The organism is Bradyrhizobium sp. SZCCHNR1051, from assembly GCF_032489615.1.
Lineage (GTDB): Bacteria > Pseudomonadota > Alphaproteobacteria > Rhizobiales > Xanthobacteraceae > Bradyrhizobium.
Window position 1 is genome coordinate 25,288 of the sequence record NZ_JAUEYJ010000033.1, and the last position, 15,665, is coordinate 40,952.

Consider the following 15,665-nt stretch of genomic DNA (forward strand, 5'->3'; position numbering starts at 1 on the left):
AATCGCGCCCGACATCGCCGGACAGCTAGAATCCGGCCATCAGGGAGACGTCCATGCACGGGACCACCACGACGGCCGAGGCACAGCGACACGCCGCAGCAGGCGACCGCGTCAACGACGCGGCCGCCAGTCGCGCCGCATCGTTGCCGCTCGCCGAATTCGACCCCGGTCATCCGGAGTTGTTCCGTACCGACACGCACTGGCCCTATTTCGACCGGCTGCGTCGCGAGGATCCGGTGCACTACTGCAAGGAGTCGATGTTCGGCCCCTACTGGTCGATCACCCGCTACGACGACATCATGGAGATCGAGACCAACCACGCGGTGTTCTCCTCGGCGTCCGCGCTCGGCGGCATCACCATTCGCGACGTCGACCCCGACCTGCGCCGCGAGAGCTTCATCGCGATGGATCCGCCGCGCCATGCCGCGCAGCGCAAGACCGTGGCGCCGATGTTCACGCCGACACATCTCGACGAGCTCGCGATCAACATCCGCAAGCGCTCCGCCGAATGCCTGGACAATCTGCCTGTTGGCGAGGTGTTCGACTGGGTCGATCGTGTCTCGATCGAGCTGACCACGCAGATGCTGGCGGTGCTGTTCGACTTCCCCTGGGAGGACCGCCGCAAGCTGACGCGCTGGTCGGATATCGCGACCACCATCCCGGGTCCGGACGGGCTGGTCGCGACCGAGGATGAAAGGCAGGCCGAGCTGATGGACTGCGCGCGCTATTTCGCGCGGCTCTGGCAGGAGCGCGTCAACCAGCCGCCGAAGAGCGACCTGCTGTCGATGATGGCCCACAGCGAGGCGACGCGGAACATGGATCCGAAGAACTTCCTCGGCAATCTCGTGCTCCTGATTGTCGGCGGCAACGACACCACGCGCAACACCATGTCCGGCAGCATCTATGCGCTCAGCCAGAACCCGGATCAGTACCGCAAGCTCAAGGATAACCCCGCGCTGATCGACAGCTTCGTCCCCGAGGTCATCCGCTGGCAGACCCCGCTCGCCCACATGCGCCGCACCGCGCTTTTCGACATCGAGTTCCGTGGCAAGCAGATCAAGAAAGGCGACAAGGTCGTGATGTGGTATGTCTCGGGCAACCGCGACGAGGCCGCCATCGAACGCCCCTACGACTTCATCATCGACCGTATCAGACCGCGTCAGCATCTGTCGTTCGGCTTCGGCATCCACCGCTGCGTTGGCTTGCGATTGGCCGAACTGCAACTCAAGATCATCTGGGAGGAAATCCTGAAGCGATTCGATCATATCGACGTGATGGAGGAGCCAAAGCGGGTCTATTCGAGCTTCGTGAAGGGATATGAGGCATTGCCGGTCAGGATTGCGGCGTAGCCCCACCATCTCGACGAATTGGACCGAGAGCTATCCACCCGCTCCGTCATTGCGAGGAGCCGAAGGCGACGAAGCAATCCAGACTTTCTTCCTGGCCCTGGATTGCTTCGCTTCGCTCGCAATGACGGAAGGCAATCATATTTTGTACATTGTTGAGCGACTGTTCAGAAAAGGACCACCCCATGACCGCCCAGGCCGCGCTTCGCTCCGATAAGGCCGATCTGCTGCGCGACGCGCGCCTCGAGGCCTATTCCACCCCGATCGAGGACTTCCATCCTGGCGCACCACGGCTGTTCCAGAACGACACGATCTGGCCGTGGTTCGAGCGGCTGCGCAAGGAGGCGCCGGTGCACTACTGCACCAAGGCGCCAATCGAGCCCTATTGGTCGGTGACGCGCTATCACGACATCATGCATGTCGACACCAACCACGCGATCTTCTCCTCGGACGTCAGCAATGGCGGGATCATGATCCGAGACGTGCCGCCCGGATACGAATGGCCGAGCTTCATCGCGATGGACGAGCCTGTTCATGGCGAGCAGCGCAAGACGGTGTCGCCGATGTTCACGCCCGACCATCTCGACCAGATGGCGGTGCTGATCCGCGAGCGCTCGGCCAAGGTGCTGGATTCGCTGCCGCGCAACGAGACCTTCAACTGGGTCGAGAAGGTCTCGATCGAGCTGACCACGCAGATGCTGGCGACCCTGTTCGATTTCCCGTTCGAGGAACGCCGCAAGCTGACGCGCTGGTCCGACGTCTCGACCGCGCTGCCCAAAAGCGGCATCGTCTCGTCGGAGGAGGAGCGCCGCCGCGAGCTCGGCGAATGCGCCGAGACCTTCGGCCGGATGTGGAAGGCGCGCCAGGCCGAGCCTGGCCGCGACCTGATCTCGATGATGGCGCATAGCGAGGCGACGCGGCACATGACGCCGGACAATCTGATGGGCAACCTGATCCTGCTCATCGTCGGCGGCAACGACACCACGCGCAACACCATGACGGCCTCGGTGCTGGCGCTGAACGAGAACCCGGCCGAGTATCAGAAGCTGCGCGACAATCCGGCGCTGATCGAGACCATGGTGCCTGAGGTGATCCGCTGGCAGACGCCGCTCGCCCACATGCGCCGCACCGCGCTGGTCGATACCGAGCTCGGCGGGAAGACGATCAAGAAGGGCGACCGCGTCGTGATGTGGTACGTCTCGGGCAACCGCGACGGGGAGGTGATCGAGAATCCGGACGCCTTCATCATCGACCGCAAGCGGCCGCGCATCCATTTGTCATTCGGCTTCGGCATCCATCGCTGCGTCGGCATGCGGCTCGCCGAGCTGCAGCTGCGCATCGTCTGGCAGGAGATCCTCAAGCGCTTCGACCGTATCGAGGTCGTGGGCGAGCCGAAGCGGGTCTATTCCAGCTTCGTGCGCGGCTACGAGAGCCTGCCGGTGCGGATTCCCGGGTGAGCTCCAGTCGACCTCTTCCAAATGGACACTCGTTCAGTCGACCGAATTCGGGCCTCATGGTTCGAGACGCCGCTACGCGGCTCCTCACCATGAGGGTGAAGGCCCGCCTGGATGAGCGAGGCTCCAGACCCTCATGGTGAGGAGCGCCGCTTGCGGCGCGTCTCGAACCGTGGGGCCTTAGCTGCCTATAACGGCATGGCTGGGTCCACCGGGATTCAATCGGCTTCGACGGTCGTTTCTGGCTAAATCATCCGCTGCACCACGGGTGCACACGAACCACAGGACGCCATGGCCGCTTCCGATACACCAAGCCCCAGCCCCGACTGGCCGCTCGCCATCTACCAGGCGCTGAAGGCGGCTGACGTCCGGCAGCTCTGCTACGTCCCCGATGCCGGCCATTCCCGCCTGATCAGCCTCGCCCATGACGATCCCGCGATCGCCACCACGGTCCTCACCACCGAGGAGGAAGGTATCGCGCTCTCCGCCGGCGCCTGGCTCGGCGGCCAGCGCGCAGTGCTCCTGATGCAGTCGAGCGGCGTCGGCAATTGCGTCAACATGCTGTCGCTGCTGGCGAGCTGCCGCTTCCCGTTCCTCAGCTTCGTGACCATGCGCGGCGAATGGGCCGAGTTCAATCCGTGGCAGGTGCCGATGGGCAAAGCGACGCAGGCGGCCTTCGAGATCATGGGCGTCACGGTGTTCCGGCTCGGGCGTCCCGAGGACGCCGGCGAGATGGCGGCCGCTGCAGCGAGGCTCGCGTTCGACAGCGACCAGCCGATCGCGGTGCTGATCTCCCAGCGCATGATCGGCGCCAAGAAGTGGACGGAGGCGAAGTGATGGGAGCACCGCTCGACCGCCGCACCGCCGTCAAGGCGTTGCTCCATGATCGCGGCGATCTGCTGGTGATCAGCGGCCTCGGCTCGTCGTCCTACGACGTGTTCGCCGCGGGCGATCACGACGCGAACTTCTATCTCTGGGGCGCGATGGGCGGCGCGGCCATGATCGGCCTGGGTCTCGCACTGGCGCAGCCATCGCGCCCGGTCGTCGTCATCACCGGCGACGGCGAGCAACTGATGGGGCTCGGCAGCCTCGCGACCTCGGCGGCGAAGCAGCCGAAGAATCTCTCGATCGTCGTGCTCGACAACGCCCATTTCGGCGAGACCGGGATGCAGATGAGTCATTCCGGGCTCGGCGCGAAGCTGGAGCTGATTGCCGCGGGCGCCGGCTTTCCCTCGGTGAGCACGATCGAAACGCGTGCCGCACTCGACGCCTTCCGGCCGAAGCTGCGCGATCGGCAGGGTCCGCATTTCGCCCGCGTGACGATCTCGACCGATCATGTCGACCGCGCGTTGCCGCCGCGCGACGGCGTTTTCCTAAAGAGCCGCTTTCGCGGCCATCTCGGATTTCCCGTCAGCTAGAACGCGATCACCGCGCGGGCGCGCCATGCCGCTGTGGCGGGGCCGGACGCGCGCGGCGTGGTCATTCCCTGCTTGCCAAGGCTGGCATGCTTCGTCATAGGCTATGACGAACAAGCATAGGGAGACCGCGGGGCCGCGCGACAGCGGTCCGCGGAGCAGCGCATGACCGAACACCATCCGCACGACGATTATGCCGACATCCGCGACGCGGTGGCAAAGCTCTGCGCCCAGTTCCCCGGTGAATATTGGCGCAAGCTCGATCGCGAGATGGCCTACCCGTCCGCCTTCGTGGATGCGCTGACACAGGCCGGCTATCTCTCCGTGCTGATCCCCGAGGAATATGGCGGCGCCGGCCTGAAGCTGTCGGCGGCGGCGGCGATCCTCGAAGAGATCCAGCGCGCCGGCTGCAATGGCGGCGGCTGTCATGCCCAGATGTACACGATGGGCACGGTGCTGCGTCATGGCAATGCCGAGCAGAAGGCCAAGTGGCTGCCAAAAGTCGCGAGCGGCGAATTGCGGCTGCAGGCGTTCGGCGTGACCGAGCCGACCTCGGGCACCGACACATCGTCGCTGAAGACCTTCGCCAGGCGCGACGGCGACAGCTACGTCGTCAACGGCCAGAAGATCTGGACCAGCCGCGCCGAATATTCCGACCTGATGATCCTCTTGGCGCGCACCACGCCGAAGGACCAGGCGCAGAAGCGCACCGACGGCCTCTCCGTCTTCATCGTCGACATGCGCGAGGCCAAGAAGGCCGGGCTCACCATCCGCCCGATCCGGACCATGATGAACCACGCCACGACGGAAGTCTTCTTCACCGACATGCGCGTGCCGGCGGAGAACCTGATCGGCGAGGAAGGCAAGGGCTTCCGCTACATCCTCTCCGGCATGAACGCCGAGCGCATCCTGATCGCGGCCGAATGCGTCGGCGATGCCAAATGGTTCATCGCCAAGGCCACCGCCTATGCCAAGGAGCGCGTCGTGTTCGGCCGCCCGATCGGCCAGAATCAAGGCATCCAGTTCCCGATCGCCAAGGCCTATGCGTCGATGCGGGCTGCCGAGCTGATGGTCAAGGAAGCCACGCGCAAATACGAGGCCGGGCTCGACTGCGGCGCCGAGGCCAATATGGCCAAGATGCTCGCCGCCGACGCGTCGTTCGAGGCGGCCAATGCCTGCATCCAGACTCATGGCGGCTTCGGCTTCGCCGAGGAGTACGACGTCGAGCGCAAGTTCCGCGAGACGCGGCTGTATCAGGTGGCGCCGATCTCGACCAACCTGATCCTGTCCTACGTCGCCGAGCACGTGCTCGGCATGCCCAGGTCGTATTGAGGTCCTGCCATGCTGCCGCTTGAAGGGATCATTGTCGTCGCCGTCGAGCAGGCGGTCGCCGCGCCGTTCTGCTCGTCGCGCCTCGCCGATGCCGGCGCCCATGTCATCAAGATCGAACGGCCCGAGGGCGATTTCGCCCGAGGCTATGACGCGGCCGCCAAGGGCCAGAGCAGCTACTTCGTCTGGCTCAACCGCGGCAAGGACTCCGTCGTCGTCGACCTTTCAAAACCGGAAGGTCGCGCCGAGCTGGAGAAGCTGATCGCCGGCGCCGACGTTCTCTTGCAGAACCTCAAGCCCGGCTCGATGGACAGAATGGGCTTTGCGCGCGAGCGGCTGCGCCAGGACTATCCGAAGCTGATCTGCTGCACCATCACCGGCTACGGCGACTCCGGTCCCTATGCCGACCGCAAGGCCTATGACCTGCTGATCCAGGCGGAGAGCGGGCTCGCCTCGATCACCGGCGGCCCCGACGGTCCCTCGCGCGTCGGCATGTCGATCGTCGACGTCGCGACCGGCGCGACGGCGCATGCCGCGATCCTGGAGGCGCTGATCAGGCGCGGCCGCACCAATGAGGGCGCCGATATCAGGATCTCGATGTTCGACGTGATGGCCGACTGGCTCACCGTGCCGCTGCTCAACGCGGAAGCCGGCAACGCGCCGAAGCGCATCGGCCTCGCCCATCCCTCGATTGCGCCCTATGGCGTGTTCACCTCGAAAGACGGCAAGGACATCCTGATCTCGATCCAGAGCGAGCGCGAGTGGAAGACGCTGTGCGCCAAGGTGCTGGACCAGCCCGGGCTGCCCGACGATCCGCGCTTCGCCAACATGGTCGAACGCGTGCGCAATCGTGCGCTGACCGACGGCATCGTCGCCGCGCGCTTCGCGGCGCTGTCGCGCGATGAGCTGCTGGGCAAGCTCGCCGCGGCCGACATCGCCTTCGCCGAGGTCAACAGCATGGCGGATCTCTCGGTCCATCCGCATCTGCGGCGCATCGAGGTGGACACGCCGAACGGCGTCGTCAGCTATCCCGCGCCGGCGGCGATCGTGGTCGGCGAGGACAGGCACTACGGCGCCGTGCCCGCGACCGGCGAGGCCGCCTCGCCCCATCAGCGCAAGGGATGATCATGACGGACCCGCTCGATCTCGACCATCTCCGGCAATGGGTCGGCCGCAGCGCCGAGGCGACCGACATCGTCACCGCGCAGCTCACCAAGGGCCTGCGCGCGACGCTGTTCCAGGACATCGGCGAGCCGACAACCGGCGACATCGCGCCCTACACGGTGCATTGGTGCCTGGGCCAGCCCGTGTTTCCGCACGATCAGCTCGGCCCCGACGGCCATCCCACCCGCGGCGGCTTCCTGCCGCCGGTACCCTTGCCGCGCCGCATGTGGGCGGGCGGCGAGGTGCAGTTCATCGATCCCTTGCGCGTCGGCGATGTCGCCACCCGCGTCTCGACGATCTCAGACGTCACCCTGAAGAGCGGTTCGACCGGCCAGCTCTGCTTCGTCGCCGTAGAGCACGTCGTGACCACGCCGCGCGGCGTCGCGATCCGCGAGCGCCAGGACATCGTCTATCGCGACATGGGCGGGGCGCAGGCTGCGCCGGCAAAAGCGCCGCCGCCTCCGCCGGTCGCGCAGCACAGCGAGACGCGTATCTCCGATGCCGTGCTGCTGTTTCGCTATTCCGCACTGACCTTCAACGGCCATCGCATCCATTACGACCGCGACTACGTCACCAGGGTCGAAGGCTATCCGGGCCTGATCTTCCACGGACCTTTGCAGGCCGCGCTGCTGGTCGAGTTCGCCGCCAGCCTCAAGGGCAAGCCGCCGGCCAAGTTCGCCTATCGCGGCGTGCAGCCTTTGTTCGAGGGCAGCGCGTTCTCGGTGAATGCGAATGACAAGGATGCCGGCCTGGAGCTGTGGACCGCCAACGCCGAGCGCCAGCCGACGATGAAGGGCACCGCGAATTGGTGAAGTCGGTCTCGTCATTGCGAGCGAAGCGACGCAATCCAGAGTTCCACCCGCGACTCTGGATTGCTTCGTCGCTTCGCTCCTCGCAATGACGGTCATTCGAGGAAACGCCGTGCCAAAAACCACAAGAACAACAACCAAACCCGTCACCGTCAAGCAGGCCACGTTCGAACTGCTGCGCGCGTTCGGCATCAAAAAAGTCTTCGGCAATCCCGGCTCGACCGAGCTGCCGTTCCTGAGCGACTGGCCCGATGACATCGACTACGTGCTCGGCCTGCAGGAGGCCAGCGTGGTCGGCATGGCCGACGGCTATGCGCAGGCGACGCGCAATGCCGGCTTCGTCAATCTGCATTCGGCGGCCGGCGTCGGCAACGCGCTCGGCAACATCTACACCGCGCATCGCAACCAGACGCCGCTGGTGATCACCGCCGGCCAGCAGGCGCGCGCGATCCTGCCGCTGCAGGCCTTTCTCTATGCCGAACGCCCGTCCGAATTCCCGCGCCCTTACGTCAAATACAGCGTCGAGCCGGCGCGGCCCGAGGACGTGCCGGGCGCGATCGCCCGCGCCTACTACACCGCGATGCAGCCGCCGTGCGGGCCGACCTTCGTCTCGATCCCGATCGACGACTGGATGCATCCGGCGCAGCCGATCACCGCCCGCAAGGTGAGCCGCGAGCTCGGCCCCGATCGCGCCGCCATGGACGAACTGGTGAGCGCACTTGCCGCCGCGAAGAATCCCGCGCTCGTGGTCGGCCCCGGCATCGACCGCGCCGGCTGCGTCGAACTGATGGTCGAGGTCGCCGAGAAGGCCAAGGCCGCGGTCTGGGTCAGCCCGTTCTCGGCGCGCTGCGCGTTCCCAGAGCGCCATCCGCAATTCCAGGGCTTTCTGCACGCCTCACCCGGACAATTGTCCGACGCCCTGAAGCCGCACGACCTCGTCGTCGTGTTCGGCGCCCCGGTGTTCACCTTCCATGTCGAGGGCCATGCCGCGATCTTCGACGGCGTCACCACGCTCTATCAGATCACCGACGATGCCGAAGGCGCCGCCGTGCCGCCGATCGGCACCAGCATCATTGCCACCATGCGGCCGGCGCTGGAGGTGTTGCTGGAGTTGCTGCCGGAGACCAGGCGCGCGGCGCCGAAGGGCCGCGTGCTGCCGGCCGCGCCGAAGCCGGCCGATCCGATCCCGGTCGACTATCTCCTGCATACGCTGGCGCAGGCGCTTCCGGCGGGCAGCGCCGTGGTCGAGGAGATCCCCTCGCATCGGCCGCTGATGCACAAGTACATGCCGATGCCCGGCGCGGATTCGTTCTACACGATGGCGAGCGGCGGACTCGGCTACAGCCTGCCGGCGGCGGTCGGCTTGGCGCTGGGGCGCACCGCGGGCCGCACGGTGTGCCTGATCGGCGACGGCTCGGCGATGTATTCGCTGCAGGCGCTGTGGACCGCCACGCAGCGCAGGCTGCCGCTGACGGTCGTCGTCATCAACAATTCCGGCTATGGCGCGATGCGCTCGTTCAGCCAGGTCATGCAGGTGCGCAACGTGCCCGGGCTCGAGCTGCCCGGCCTCGATTTCGTCAAGCTCGCGGAAGGCATGGGCTGCGATGCAGTGCGCGTGAGCCATGCCGCCGAGCTCGCCAGTGCGCTGACGCGAGCCCTCGCACATGCCGGCACGAGCCTCGTCGAGGTGATGGTCGACGCCGCGGTCCCGCTGCTCTACGCCCGGAAGGGCTGATCCGACGTTCGCACAGCGGACGACTTGTCAATCATGACATATGCGACAATGCGTCGCATCTTCAATGGCGGCAGCATGGCTCGCCGCGAAATGCTCATCGGCCCGCCGCAACCGTGCAACCGGCGTACCGACGGCAACCGCTTGTTTCAGAAGCTTTCTGTTCCCCTGCGCCATCTCGTCGCGGCCGGCTCGCCGCAAACATCGCGAAATCCTGCCGTCAGCTTGCAGGCGGACGCCTTGCTGCTTGCAAGGTCCGACCATGCTGCAAGCCAAAATCATTTTCAAAAGGTTCCATCATCCAATCCAGCGTACCAAGGGAGTTGAGCTGATGGCGGACAAGAAGAACCTTCAAACCGCGGCGTCGAGGACCGATCTCTATCGCCATGTCAGCGTGCTGGCCCTGATGACCGCCCTGACGATGACGGCGCTGCCGCATCGGGCCCATGCGCAGGCCATGACCACCGCCCTTGCCACTTCGGCCACCACCAACGCCGCCGCGAAGGCGGCGCAGGATGCGGCGGCGAAGGCCGCGGCCGCTGCCGCCGCCAAGGCGGCGCAGGACGCCGCTGCCAAGGCTGCGGCGAAGGCGGCGAGCGATGCCGCTGCAAAGGCGGCAGCTAGCGCCGCTGCAAAGGCTGCAACCAACGCCGCCGCCAAGGCCGCAGCCGACGCCGCTTCAAAGGCCGCCGCCAACGCCGCCGCAAAGGCCGCGACCAGCGCCGCCGCCAAGGCAGCCACTACGGCCGCAGCAACGGCAGCCGCCACCGCAGCGAGCACGGCAGCCAAGACCGCCGCCGCAACCCCGACGGCCACGGTTGCAACGGCCAGCACCGCGGCCAAGCCCGTCGCGGCCACCACTACGGCGGCCAGCACAGCCAAGCCCGCCGCGGCCGCCACCGCGGCAACGACGACGACTGGCACGGCCAAGACTGCAACCGCGACCACCACGGGCACGAGCACGAGCGCTGCCAAGCCGGCCGCGGCTGCCGCGGCGACGGCAACCACCACTGTCGCCCTCGCAAAGGCCACCGCCACGCCTGCAGCCGCAGCAACCCCGGCCAAGGCGGCGGCCGCGGCGTCGAGCAGCACCGATGCCGTCGCCAAGGCCAACGCGGCGGCCGCGGCCGCCGCGCAGACCGCCGCCGCCGCCGAGGCGCAGGTCGCCGCCGACCGCAAGGCGATCGATGTCGCGCGTCAGGCCGAGCAGAACGCACGAGGCGCCGCGATCGAGGCCCAGGAGCAGGCCGAGAAGAACCCAACCGCGGCCAACCAGGCGGCGGCGACGGCGAATGCCGCGAAGCTGACGGCCGCCTCGGCCGCGCTGCAGAGCGCCTTCCAGAAGCTCGACAAGGACATCGACGTGTCCAACGAGGCCAAGGAAGCCGCCAACGCCGCCAAGGACACGGCGCGCGAGACCGCCGAGGCCGCCGCGAAGGCGGCCCAGCAGGCCGGCCAAGCCGCCGGCAACGCCAACAATGGTGGCAACGCCAACAATGGCGGCAATGCCAACAATGGCGGAGCGGCGGCCGGCAACGGCGGCAACAACAACAATAACAACAACCAGCAGAACCAGGCGGCCCAGGAAGCCGCCGAGCAGGCCGCGCTGCAGGCGGCGTTGAAGACCGGCGAGCAGGCCCGCGCGGTCGCCCAGCAGAAGACCCAGGCCGCGCAGGCGGCTGCGACCCAGAACCAGAAGACGGTCGAGGCCGCGCTGAACCAGAAGATCGGCACGATCGATGCGACGGTGGAAGCGGCCGAGCAGAAGGTGAACGCCGACCGGCAGGCCCTGGAACAGGCGCGTCAGGCGGCACAGCAGGCCAAGCAGGATGCGCAGGAGGCCGCCGAGGTCCTCGAGCGTGCCAACAATGCGGCCAACCAGGCCGCCCTGGCGGCGGCCCAGGCCAAGGCGCAGACCACCGCCAACGCCTTCAACCAGGCCAACGCGACGCTGAACGCCGACAACCAGGCCCTGACCCAGGCGCGCGAAACCGGCGAGCAGCAGGAGGGGGCGCTGCGCGCGGCGGCTCAGCAGCAGATCCAGGCCGGCTACACCGCCGCTCAGCAGGCGACCCAGGCCGCCTGGGCCGAGGCGCAGCAGATCGGCAACGCTGCGCTGGCCGCGCTCGAGCAGTAACGCGATTGCGGTCCGCGTCGCCGACCGGCAGCGCGGACCCGCTCATAACAACAAGACCATCACCAGCCACATGCCGAACCGATCGGGGACGGCGCACGCGTCGGCGACCTGACCTCACCCCGCCGCGTGAGACGCGCCCCGGTCCCCCCCCCACCGCCCGGCATGCAATGCCTTGAGCCCCGCCCCCCTGCGGGGCTTTTTTTTTGCGCGACCGAGCGATCATGTCGCGGCCATCCTTCGAGCGCCGGTATCGGAGCCAGACCTCATGGTGAGGAGCGCCGATCTTCGGCGCGTTCAGGCGATGCTCTGCATCGCCCTGAGAACCATGAGGCCCGGAGGGCGCCGCCATGGGAAGGCCATCTGCAATAGCCCTGCGGGTCGGCGGTGATGTTGGCGACGACGGTCAGCCAAACGGCCCCCATCACACGCTCAGTATTGGACACGCACGCCGACGACGCCGACCACCGCCATGAAATTGTTCATCACGATGTTGGAGCGCGTCCACTCGGTGCGGACCTCGCTCTTCAGTTGGATGTTGCGGTTCATCTTGTAGGTGCCGCCGGCGGCAACGAACATGCGCTGATCGGTCCGACCGATGCCCACGAACTGGTCCTGTCCATAGCCGCCGCGCAGCGTGCCGATCAGCCATGGCTCGAACTGATGGTCCATCTGCACGATCACGTCACGCGACAGGATGCCTGAGACATTCATTGCCGGGGTTTCCGACGCCTGCGAGCGCGCCACCAGCACGAAGGTCGTGGCGTCGGTCGCGGCCCAGGCCAGCGTCGCGTCGGCGATCACGCCGCTGACGTTCGGCATCAACGGCGAGTCCATCCGGCGCGTGAGATAGCCGACCGAGGCCTCGCCGGTCAGCGATCCCACGTTGACGACGGCACCGCCGCGCGCCGCGATGCCAGCGGAGTCGCGGCGCTGCCCGTTGAAGTCGACCTGCAGATCGTGATTGCGGCGGTCGAAGCTCAAGTCGACAAAGGGCGAAATAGTCGGCGTCAGCACGTAGGTCACGCGGACCTGCGCGCCCGGCTGGGTGTAGTTGCGGTCCTGCGTCCGCAGCGGCACGTTGGCCGTGATCATGGCATCGTTGAACACGACGCGGTCGGCCGTCCCCTTGAACGCGATCTCGGTTGGGCCGATCTTCTGCAGCACGCCGGCACTGCCGCCGAAGCTCGTGGCGCGCGGCAGCTTGAGCGCGCCCGGCAGCGTCAAGGCATCGTTGACGAAACGCGCTTCGCCCGTGACTGCAGTGCCCTCGATGACATCGTAGCGTCCTTGCGCGCGTGCCTCGAAGGTCGGATGGCTGATGGAGCGGACGTTGGTGTCCTCGGTGTAGGCGCCGCGAAAATCAGCGTTGAGCTGATGCCGCTCCCATTGCGAGCGGACCGAGACTTCCGTTGCCACGATGGCGACGGGAGATCCAGGTCCACCGGCTCGCCGGGTCGGATTGCTGTCGTACCCCGCCTGGATCTCGACGGCCGGCTTCACCAGGAACGATCCGACCGTCAAGCCCGTCGGATCGTAGGGCTTGGCTTCGGCCGTCACCGGCGGCGGCTTCACGGTATCGAGATTGCGATCAGGCAGCACGTCGCGGTTGCGCAGCACGGCCGCAGGCTGGGCAACAGTCACCGCCTCCGCGGGCTTGGCTGGCGGCGGCAACGCAGCCGGCGTTGGAACCTGCATCGCGGCAGACTGCACCGCGCGTGCGACTTCACGCACAGGCTCGGCCGTAGCAAAAAGCGCGCCGCGCGCCGGTCGGAAATTCGCAGGTCCGAATCCAAAGGCCCCGGCGGCCTTGCCGGGCGCAGCAAGAGAGGGCGCGCCGGCCTCACGCACCGGACGCAACAGCGCGCTCACGCCGCGCGGGTCCTGGCGCATCATCAGCGTCCGGCTGTCGCTCGTGATTCGGGGAACGTTGTAGTAGATGCTGCGTGCGGTGATGTGGCGAAAGAACAGCCGATCGGCCCGCCCTGGAACGACATCCGTCGGCTTGGTCTTGACGGCCTGCTGCGCGGACGCGGCATCGACCACCATGACTGTCAGAAGCAGCACCTCGACGAGCGCGAGCGTGACCCCGCGCTGGGATCTGGTCACCATGAGCCGCTTCGTCCGCACGGCGAACGCGCTAGTCTTATGTGGTGAATGAGCTGGCAACGGAAAGCCGGGGCTGTGCAGAGATGGCGCGAAAAATGTCGGGGCGCTGCCGACATCACACGCTTCATGTGCACGCGACCAACTCCCCTTGCCGGCCAGATGACCGGCAAAGGTCGGCAGAAGTTTTGCCGTGCTGGGGAGATTTCATGCGAGATTGAGAGGCGCTCGCAAAGAACTCCGAGAAGCTGGCGGAGCCGGCATGTTCTGCGTTCGCAGAAAGAACTAATTAGCTCGAACGGCGATGCACGCCGCGCGGCTGCGCGGATATGGGCTGAAATCAGTCTTCGACGTGATGCAGTTCCGACGAACGTCGGGCGAGCCCGTTTCGATCGCTCGCGGGTCTTGCCGCATTCGGGAAGAAAGGGCGGCTTGGCCCGCCGCCATCGGATGATGGGCGGAGTCCGCCGGCTTCAGGATGCGAGAAACCCGCCATCGGCGGCCAAGACGTGGCCGGCGACGTAGGACGATGCGTCCGACAATAGCCACAGCACGGCCTCGGCGATGTCCTCCGGCTGCCCCATCCGTCGCAGCGGAAGACCCGCGGCGACGGTCGCGATGTCGCCGACACCGGCGCGCAGCATCATGTCGGTGACGACGCGTCCCGGCGCAATCGCGTTGATTCGGACGCCGCGCGGCGCTGCCTCCATCGCAGCCGAGCGCGTCAGCGAAATGACGGCGGCTTTCGATGCCGAATAGAGCGCGAGCCCGGCATTGGGATTGCGCACACCGCTCACGGAGGCGTTGATCACGATGCGCCCCTGCCCGCGCGCATACATGATCGGCAACTGCGCCCGCAGACAGAGAAACACCGAGCGCACATTGGCGTCGAACACATCGTCATAGATGCAGTCGTCCTGCTGCTCGAGCGGCGCCCGCCGCTCCTGGAAACCGGCATTGTTGAAGGCCGCATCCAGCCGACCGTAGCGATCGAGCACGGCCTGCACCAGATGCGCCACGTCGCTCTCGCGCGTTACGTCGGCTCTCACCGCGAGCCCCTCGCAGCCGAGCGCTCGGCACCGGGCCGCCGTGTCCTCGAGCTCGGCCTCGCGCCGTCCGGCGATGATGACTGCTTCCGCCCCCTCTGCCGCAAGCTTCAAGGCGGCGGCGCGGCCGATGCCGGAGCCGCCCCCGGTGACGAGGCAGACCTGCCCCTGCATGCGTGAGGTCGCGGGCGATCCGCCCTGGGTCGCGAGCTGCGTATCACTCATTTCGTACCCTCTGGCGGAGGCCGCCGTCGATGCCACGTTGCATCGCCTATTTGTTGTATGATACAACTATAAGGCAGGAGTCAAGATGCCCGAAGCCGAACTCCCCCTCGTCGACGATATCCGCGCCGCCTCGCGCCTGATGGTGCGAGAACTCGGCTTCATGGAAACGACGCTGGCGGCGACCGACCATCCGCCGTCGGCGGTCCACACCATCCTGGAGATCGGCCTGCGCGGCCCGCTGACAGCGATGCAGCTCGGCACGATCTTGCATCTGGAGAAATCCAGCATCAGCCGCATGGTCCGCAAGCTGATCGACAGCGGCGAACTGCAGGAGACGACCGATCCCGACGATGCCCGCAGCAAGCCGCTGTGCCTCACCGCCAAGGGACGGAAGACGCTCGCCGCGCTGCATGCGTTCGGCCGGCAGCAGGTTCAAGGCGCGCTGTCGTCGCTGTCGAAGGCCGAACGGCGCACGGTGCGCGACGGCCTGCTGCTGTACGCGCGCGCGCTCGAAGCCCGGCGCGCCGCGGATGCAGAGATGCAGCCATGCGGCTGACGATGCACGACGGGCGGATTGCGCAGGCGAGCCATGACGAAACTGCCCGTCGTGTTGAAATGTCGCACCGTCAAGGCTTGCGCCGTCGGGCAAATCAGGACGATCTTTCCGCGCATCCCGCCTCACTACGGAGGGGCGTTGCGCGCGATCGTCACGACACGCGAGGCGGGGATGCGGTGGCCGCAAGAGGTCGCAGCGCTTCTTCGGAGGTGCGGACGAACGATGCTCTTGCGGACGTGAAGTTGCGTGGTCCTGGCGCCCCGAGGCTGGCGCCAAGTTCGTGACGATGCTCGCGCATCGCACGGGCGACGGTGGCTAACAAGCCGGACACCGGGGAGAGCGCGATATA

Annotated in this window: 13 protein-coding genes; 11 read left to right on the plus strand and 2 right to left on the minus strand. The window is 66.8% G+C overall.

Annotated elements, in window-relative coordinates; all coding sequences use genetic code 11:
* Window positions 1–53: 53 nt before the first annotated feature.
* From QW868_RS31000 to QW868_RS31045, 10 genes are all read left to right on the plus strand, one after another.
* A complete protein-coding gene (locus tag QW868_RS31000; protein WP_315734245.1) occupies window positions 54–1,349 on the plus strand; it encodes a cytochrome P450 in 1,296 nt (431 codons plus the stop codon).
* Window positions 1,350–1,531: 182 nt separating this feature from the next.
* Entirely contained in the window at window positions 1,532–2,803 is a 1,272-nt protein-coding gene (locus QW868_RS31005) for a cytochrome P450 (protein WP_315775359.1), read from the plus strand.
* Between the two features lie 288 nt (window positions 2,804–3,091).
* The gene (locus QW868_RS31010; RefSeq protein WP_316232342.1) at window positions 3,092–3,637 is read left to right on the plus strand and encodes a thiamine pyrophosphate-binding protein; all 546 of its coding nucleotides are present in this window, start codon (window positions 3,092–3,094) and stop codon (window positions 3,635–3,637) included.
* Window positions 3,637–4,218 carry a thiamine pyrophosphate-dependent enzyme gene (locus QW868_RS31015; protein ID WP_315734251.1) on the plus strand — a complete coding sequence of 194 codons (582 nt, stop codon included), beginning with the start codon at window positions 3,637–3,639 and terminating at the stop codon, window positions 4,216–4,218. Before QW868_RS31010 ends, QW868_RS31015 begins: the two co-directional genes overlap by 1 nt.
* A gap of 162 nt (window positions 4,219–4,380) precedes the next feature.
* The gene (locus QW868_RS31020; protein ID WP_316232343.1) at window positions 4,381–5,547 is read left to right on the plus strand and encodes an acyl-CoA dehydrogenase family protein; all 1,167 of its coding nucleotides are present in this window, start codon (window positions 4,381–4,383) and stop codon (window positions 5,545–5,547) included.
* A gap of 9 nt (window positions 5,548–5,556) precedes the next feature.
* Complete coding sequence (locus QW868_RS31025) at window positions 5,557–6,669, plus strand: CaiB/BaiF CoA-transferase family protein (protein ID WP_316232344.1); 1,113 nt, start codon at window positions 5,557–5,559, stop codon at window positions 6,667–6,669.
* A gap of 2 nt (window positions 6,670–6,671) precedes the next feature.
* A complete protein-coding gene (locus tag QW868_RS31030; RefSeq protein ID WP_316232345.1) occupies window positions 6,672–7,520 on the plus strand; it encodes a MaoC family dehydratase N-terminal domain-containing protein in 849 nt (282 codons plus the stop codon).
* 85 nt (window positions 7,521–7,605) lie between these two features.
* Entirely contained in the window at window positions 7,606–9,252 is a 1,647-nt protein-coding gene (gene mdlC, locus QW868_RS31035; RefSeq protein ID WP_410051339.1) for a benzoylformate decarboxylase, read from the plus strand.
* Window positions 9,253–9,285: 33 nt separating this feature from the next.
* Window positions 9,286–9,576 (plus strand): hypothetical protein, encoded by a 291-nt coding sequence (locus QW868_RS31040; RefSeq protein WP_315775366.1) that lies wholly within the window; start codon window positions 9,286–9,288, stop codon window positions 9,574–9,576.
* Window positions 9,577–9,580: 4 nt separating this feature from the next.
* Entirely contained in the window at window positions 9,581–11,386 is a 1,806-nt protein-coding gene (locus QW868_RS31045) for a hypothetical protein (RefSeq protein WP_316232347.1), read from the plus strand.
* A 429-nt stretch (window positions 11,387–11,815) separates the two neighbouring features.
* On the opposite strand, the gene QW868_RS31050 is transcribed toward QW868_RS31045, so the two are convergent.
* Together QW868_RS31050 and QW868_RS31055 are read right to left on the minus strand one after the other, a co-directional pair.
* The gene (locus QW868_RS31050) at window positions 11,816–13,495 is read right to left on the minus strand and encodes an outer membrane beta-barrel protein (RefSeq protein ID WP_316232348.1); all 1,680 of its coding nucleotides are present in this window, start codon (window positions 13,493–13,495) and stop codon (window positions 11,816–11,818) included.
* A gap of 467 nt (window positions 13,496–13,962) precedes the next feature.
* Window positions 13,963–14,760 carry an SDR family NAD(P)-dependent oxidoreductase gene (locus QW868_RS31055; RefSeq protein ID WP_316232349.1) on the minus strand — a complete coding sequence of 266 codons (798 nt, stop codon included), beginning with the start codon at window positions 14,758–14,760 and terminating at the stop codon, window positions 13,963–13,965.
* 85 nt (window positions 14,761–14,845) lie between these two features.
* Here QW868_RS31055 and QW868_RS31060 point away from each other — a divergent pair, with 85 nt between their 5' ends.
* Window positions 14,846–15,316 (plus strand): MarR family winged helix-turn-helix transcriptional regulator, encoded by a 471-nt coding sequence (locus QW868_RS31060; protein ID WP_316232350.1) that lies wholly within the window; start codon window positions 14,846–14,848, stop codon window positions 15,314–15,316.
* The last annotated feature ends 349 nt before the right edge of the window (window positions 15,317–15,665 follow it).

Bases quoted from the DNA above. Each gene is read 5' to 3' on its own strand.
- QW868_RS31000 (WP_315734245.1), top strand. From the start codon at position 54: ATGCACGGGACCACCACGACGGCCGAGGCACAGCGACACGCCGCAGCA.
- QW868_RS31005 (WP_315775359.1), top strand. From the start codon at position 1,532: ATGACCGCCCAGGCCGCGCTTCGCTCCGATAAGGCCGATCTGCTGCGC.
- QW868_RS31010 (WP_316232342.1), top strand. From the start codon at position 3,092: ATGGCCGCTTCCGATACACCAAGCCCCAGCCCCGACTGGCCGCTCGCC.
- QW868_RS31015 (WP_315734251.1), top strand. From the start codon at position 3,637: ATGGGAGCACCGCTCGACCGCCGCACCGCCGTCAAGGCGTTGCTCCAT.
- QW868_RS31020 (WP_316232343.1), top strand. From the start codon at position 4,381: ATGACCGAACACCATCCGCACGACGATTATGCCGACATCCGCGACGCG.
- QW868_RS31025 (WP_316232344.1), top strand. From the start codon at position 5,557: ATGCTGCCGCTTGAAGGGATCATTGTCGTCGCCGTCGAGCAGGCGGTC.
- QW868_RS31030 (WP_316232345.1), top strand. From the start codon at position 6,672: ATGACGGACCCGCTCGATCTCGACCATCTCCGGCAATGGGTCGGCCGC.
- mdlC (WP_410051339.1), top strand. From the start codon at position 7,606: ATGACGGTCATTCGAGGAAACGCCGTGCCAAAAACCACAAGAACAACA.
- QW868_RS31040 (WP_315775366.1), top strand. From the start codon at position 9,286: ATGACATATGCGACAATGCGTCGCATCTTCAATGGCGGCAGCATGGCT.
- QW868_RS31045 (WP_316232347.1), top strand. From the start codon at position 9,581: ATGGCGGACAAGAAGAACCTTCAAACCGCGGCGTCGAGGACCGATCTC.
- QW868_RS31050 (WP_316232348.1), bottom strand. From the start codon at position 13,495: ATGGTGACCAGATCCCAGCGCGGGGTCACGCTCGCGCTCGTCGAGGTG.
- QW868_RS31055 (WP_316232349.1), bottom strand. From the start codon at position 14,760: ATGAGTGATACGCAGCTCGCGACCCAGGGCGGATCGCCCGCGACCTCA.
- QW868_RS31060 (WP_316232350.1), top strand. From the start codon at position 14,846: ATGCCCGAAGCCGAACTCCCCCTCGTCGACGATATCCGCGCCGCCTCG.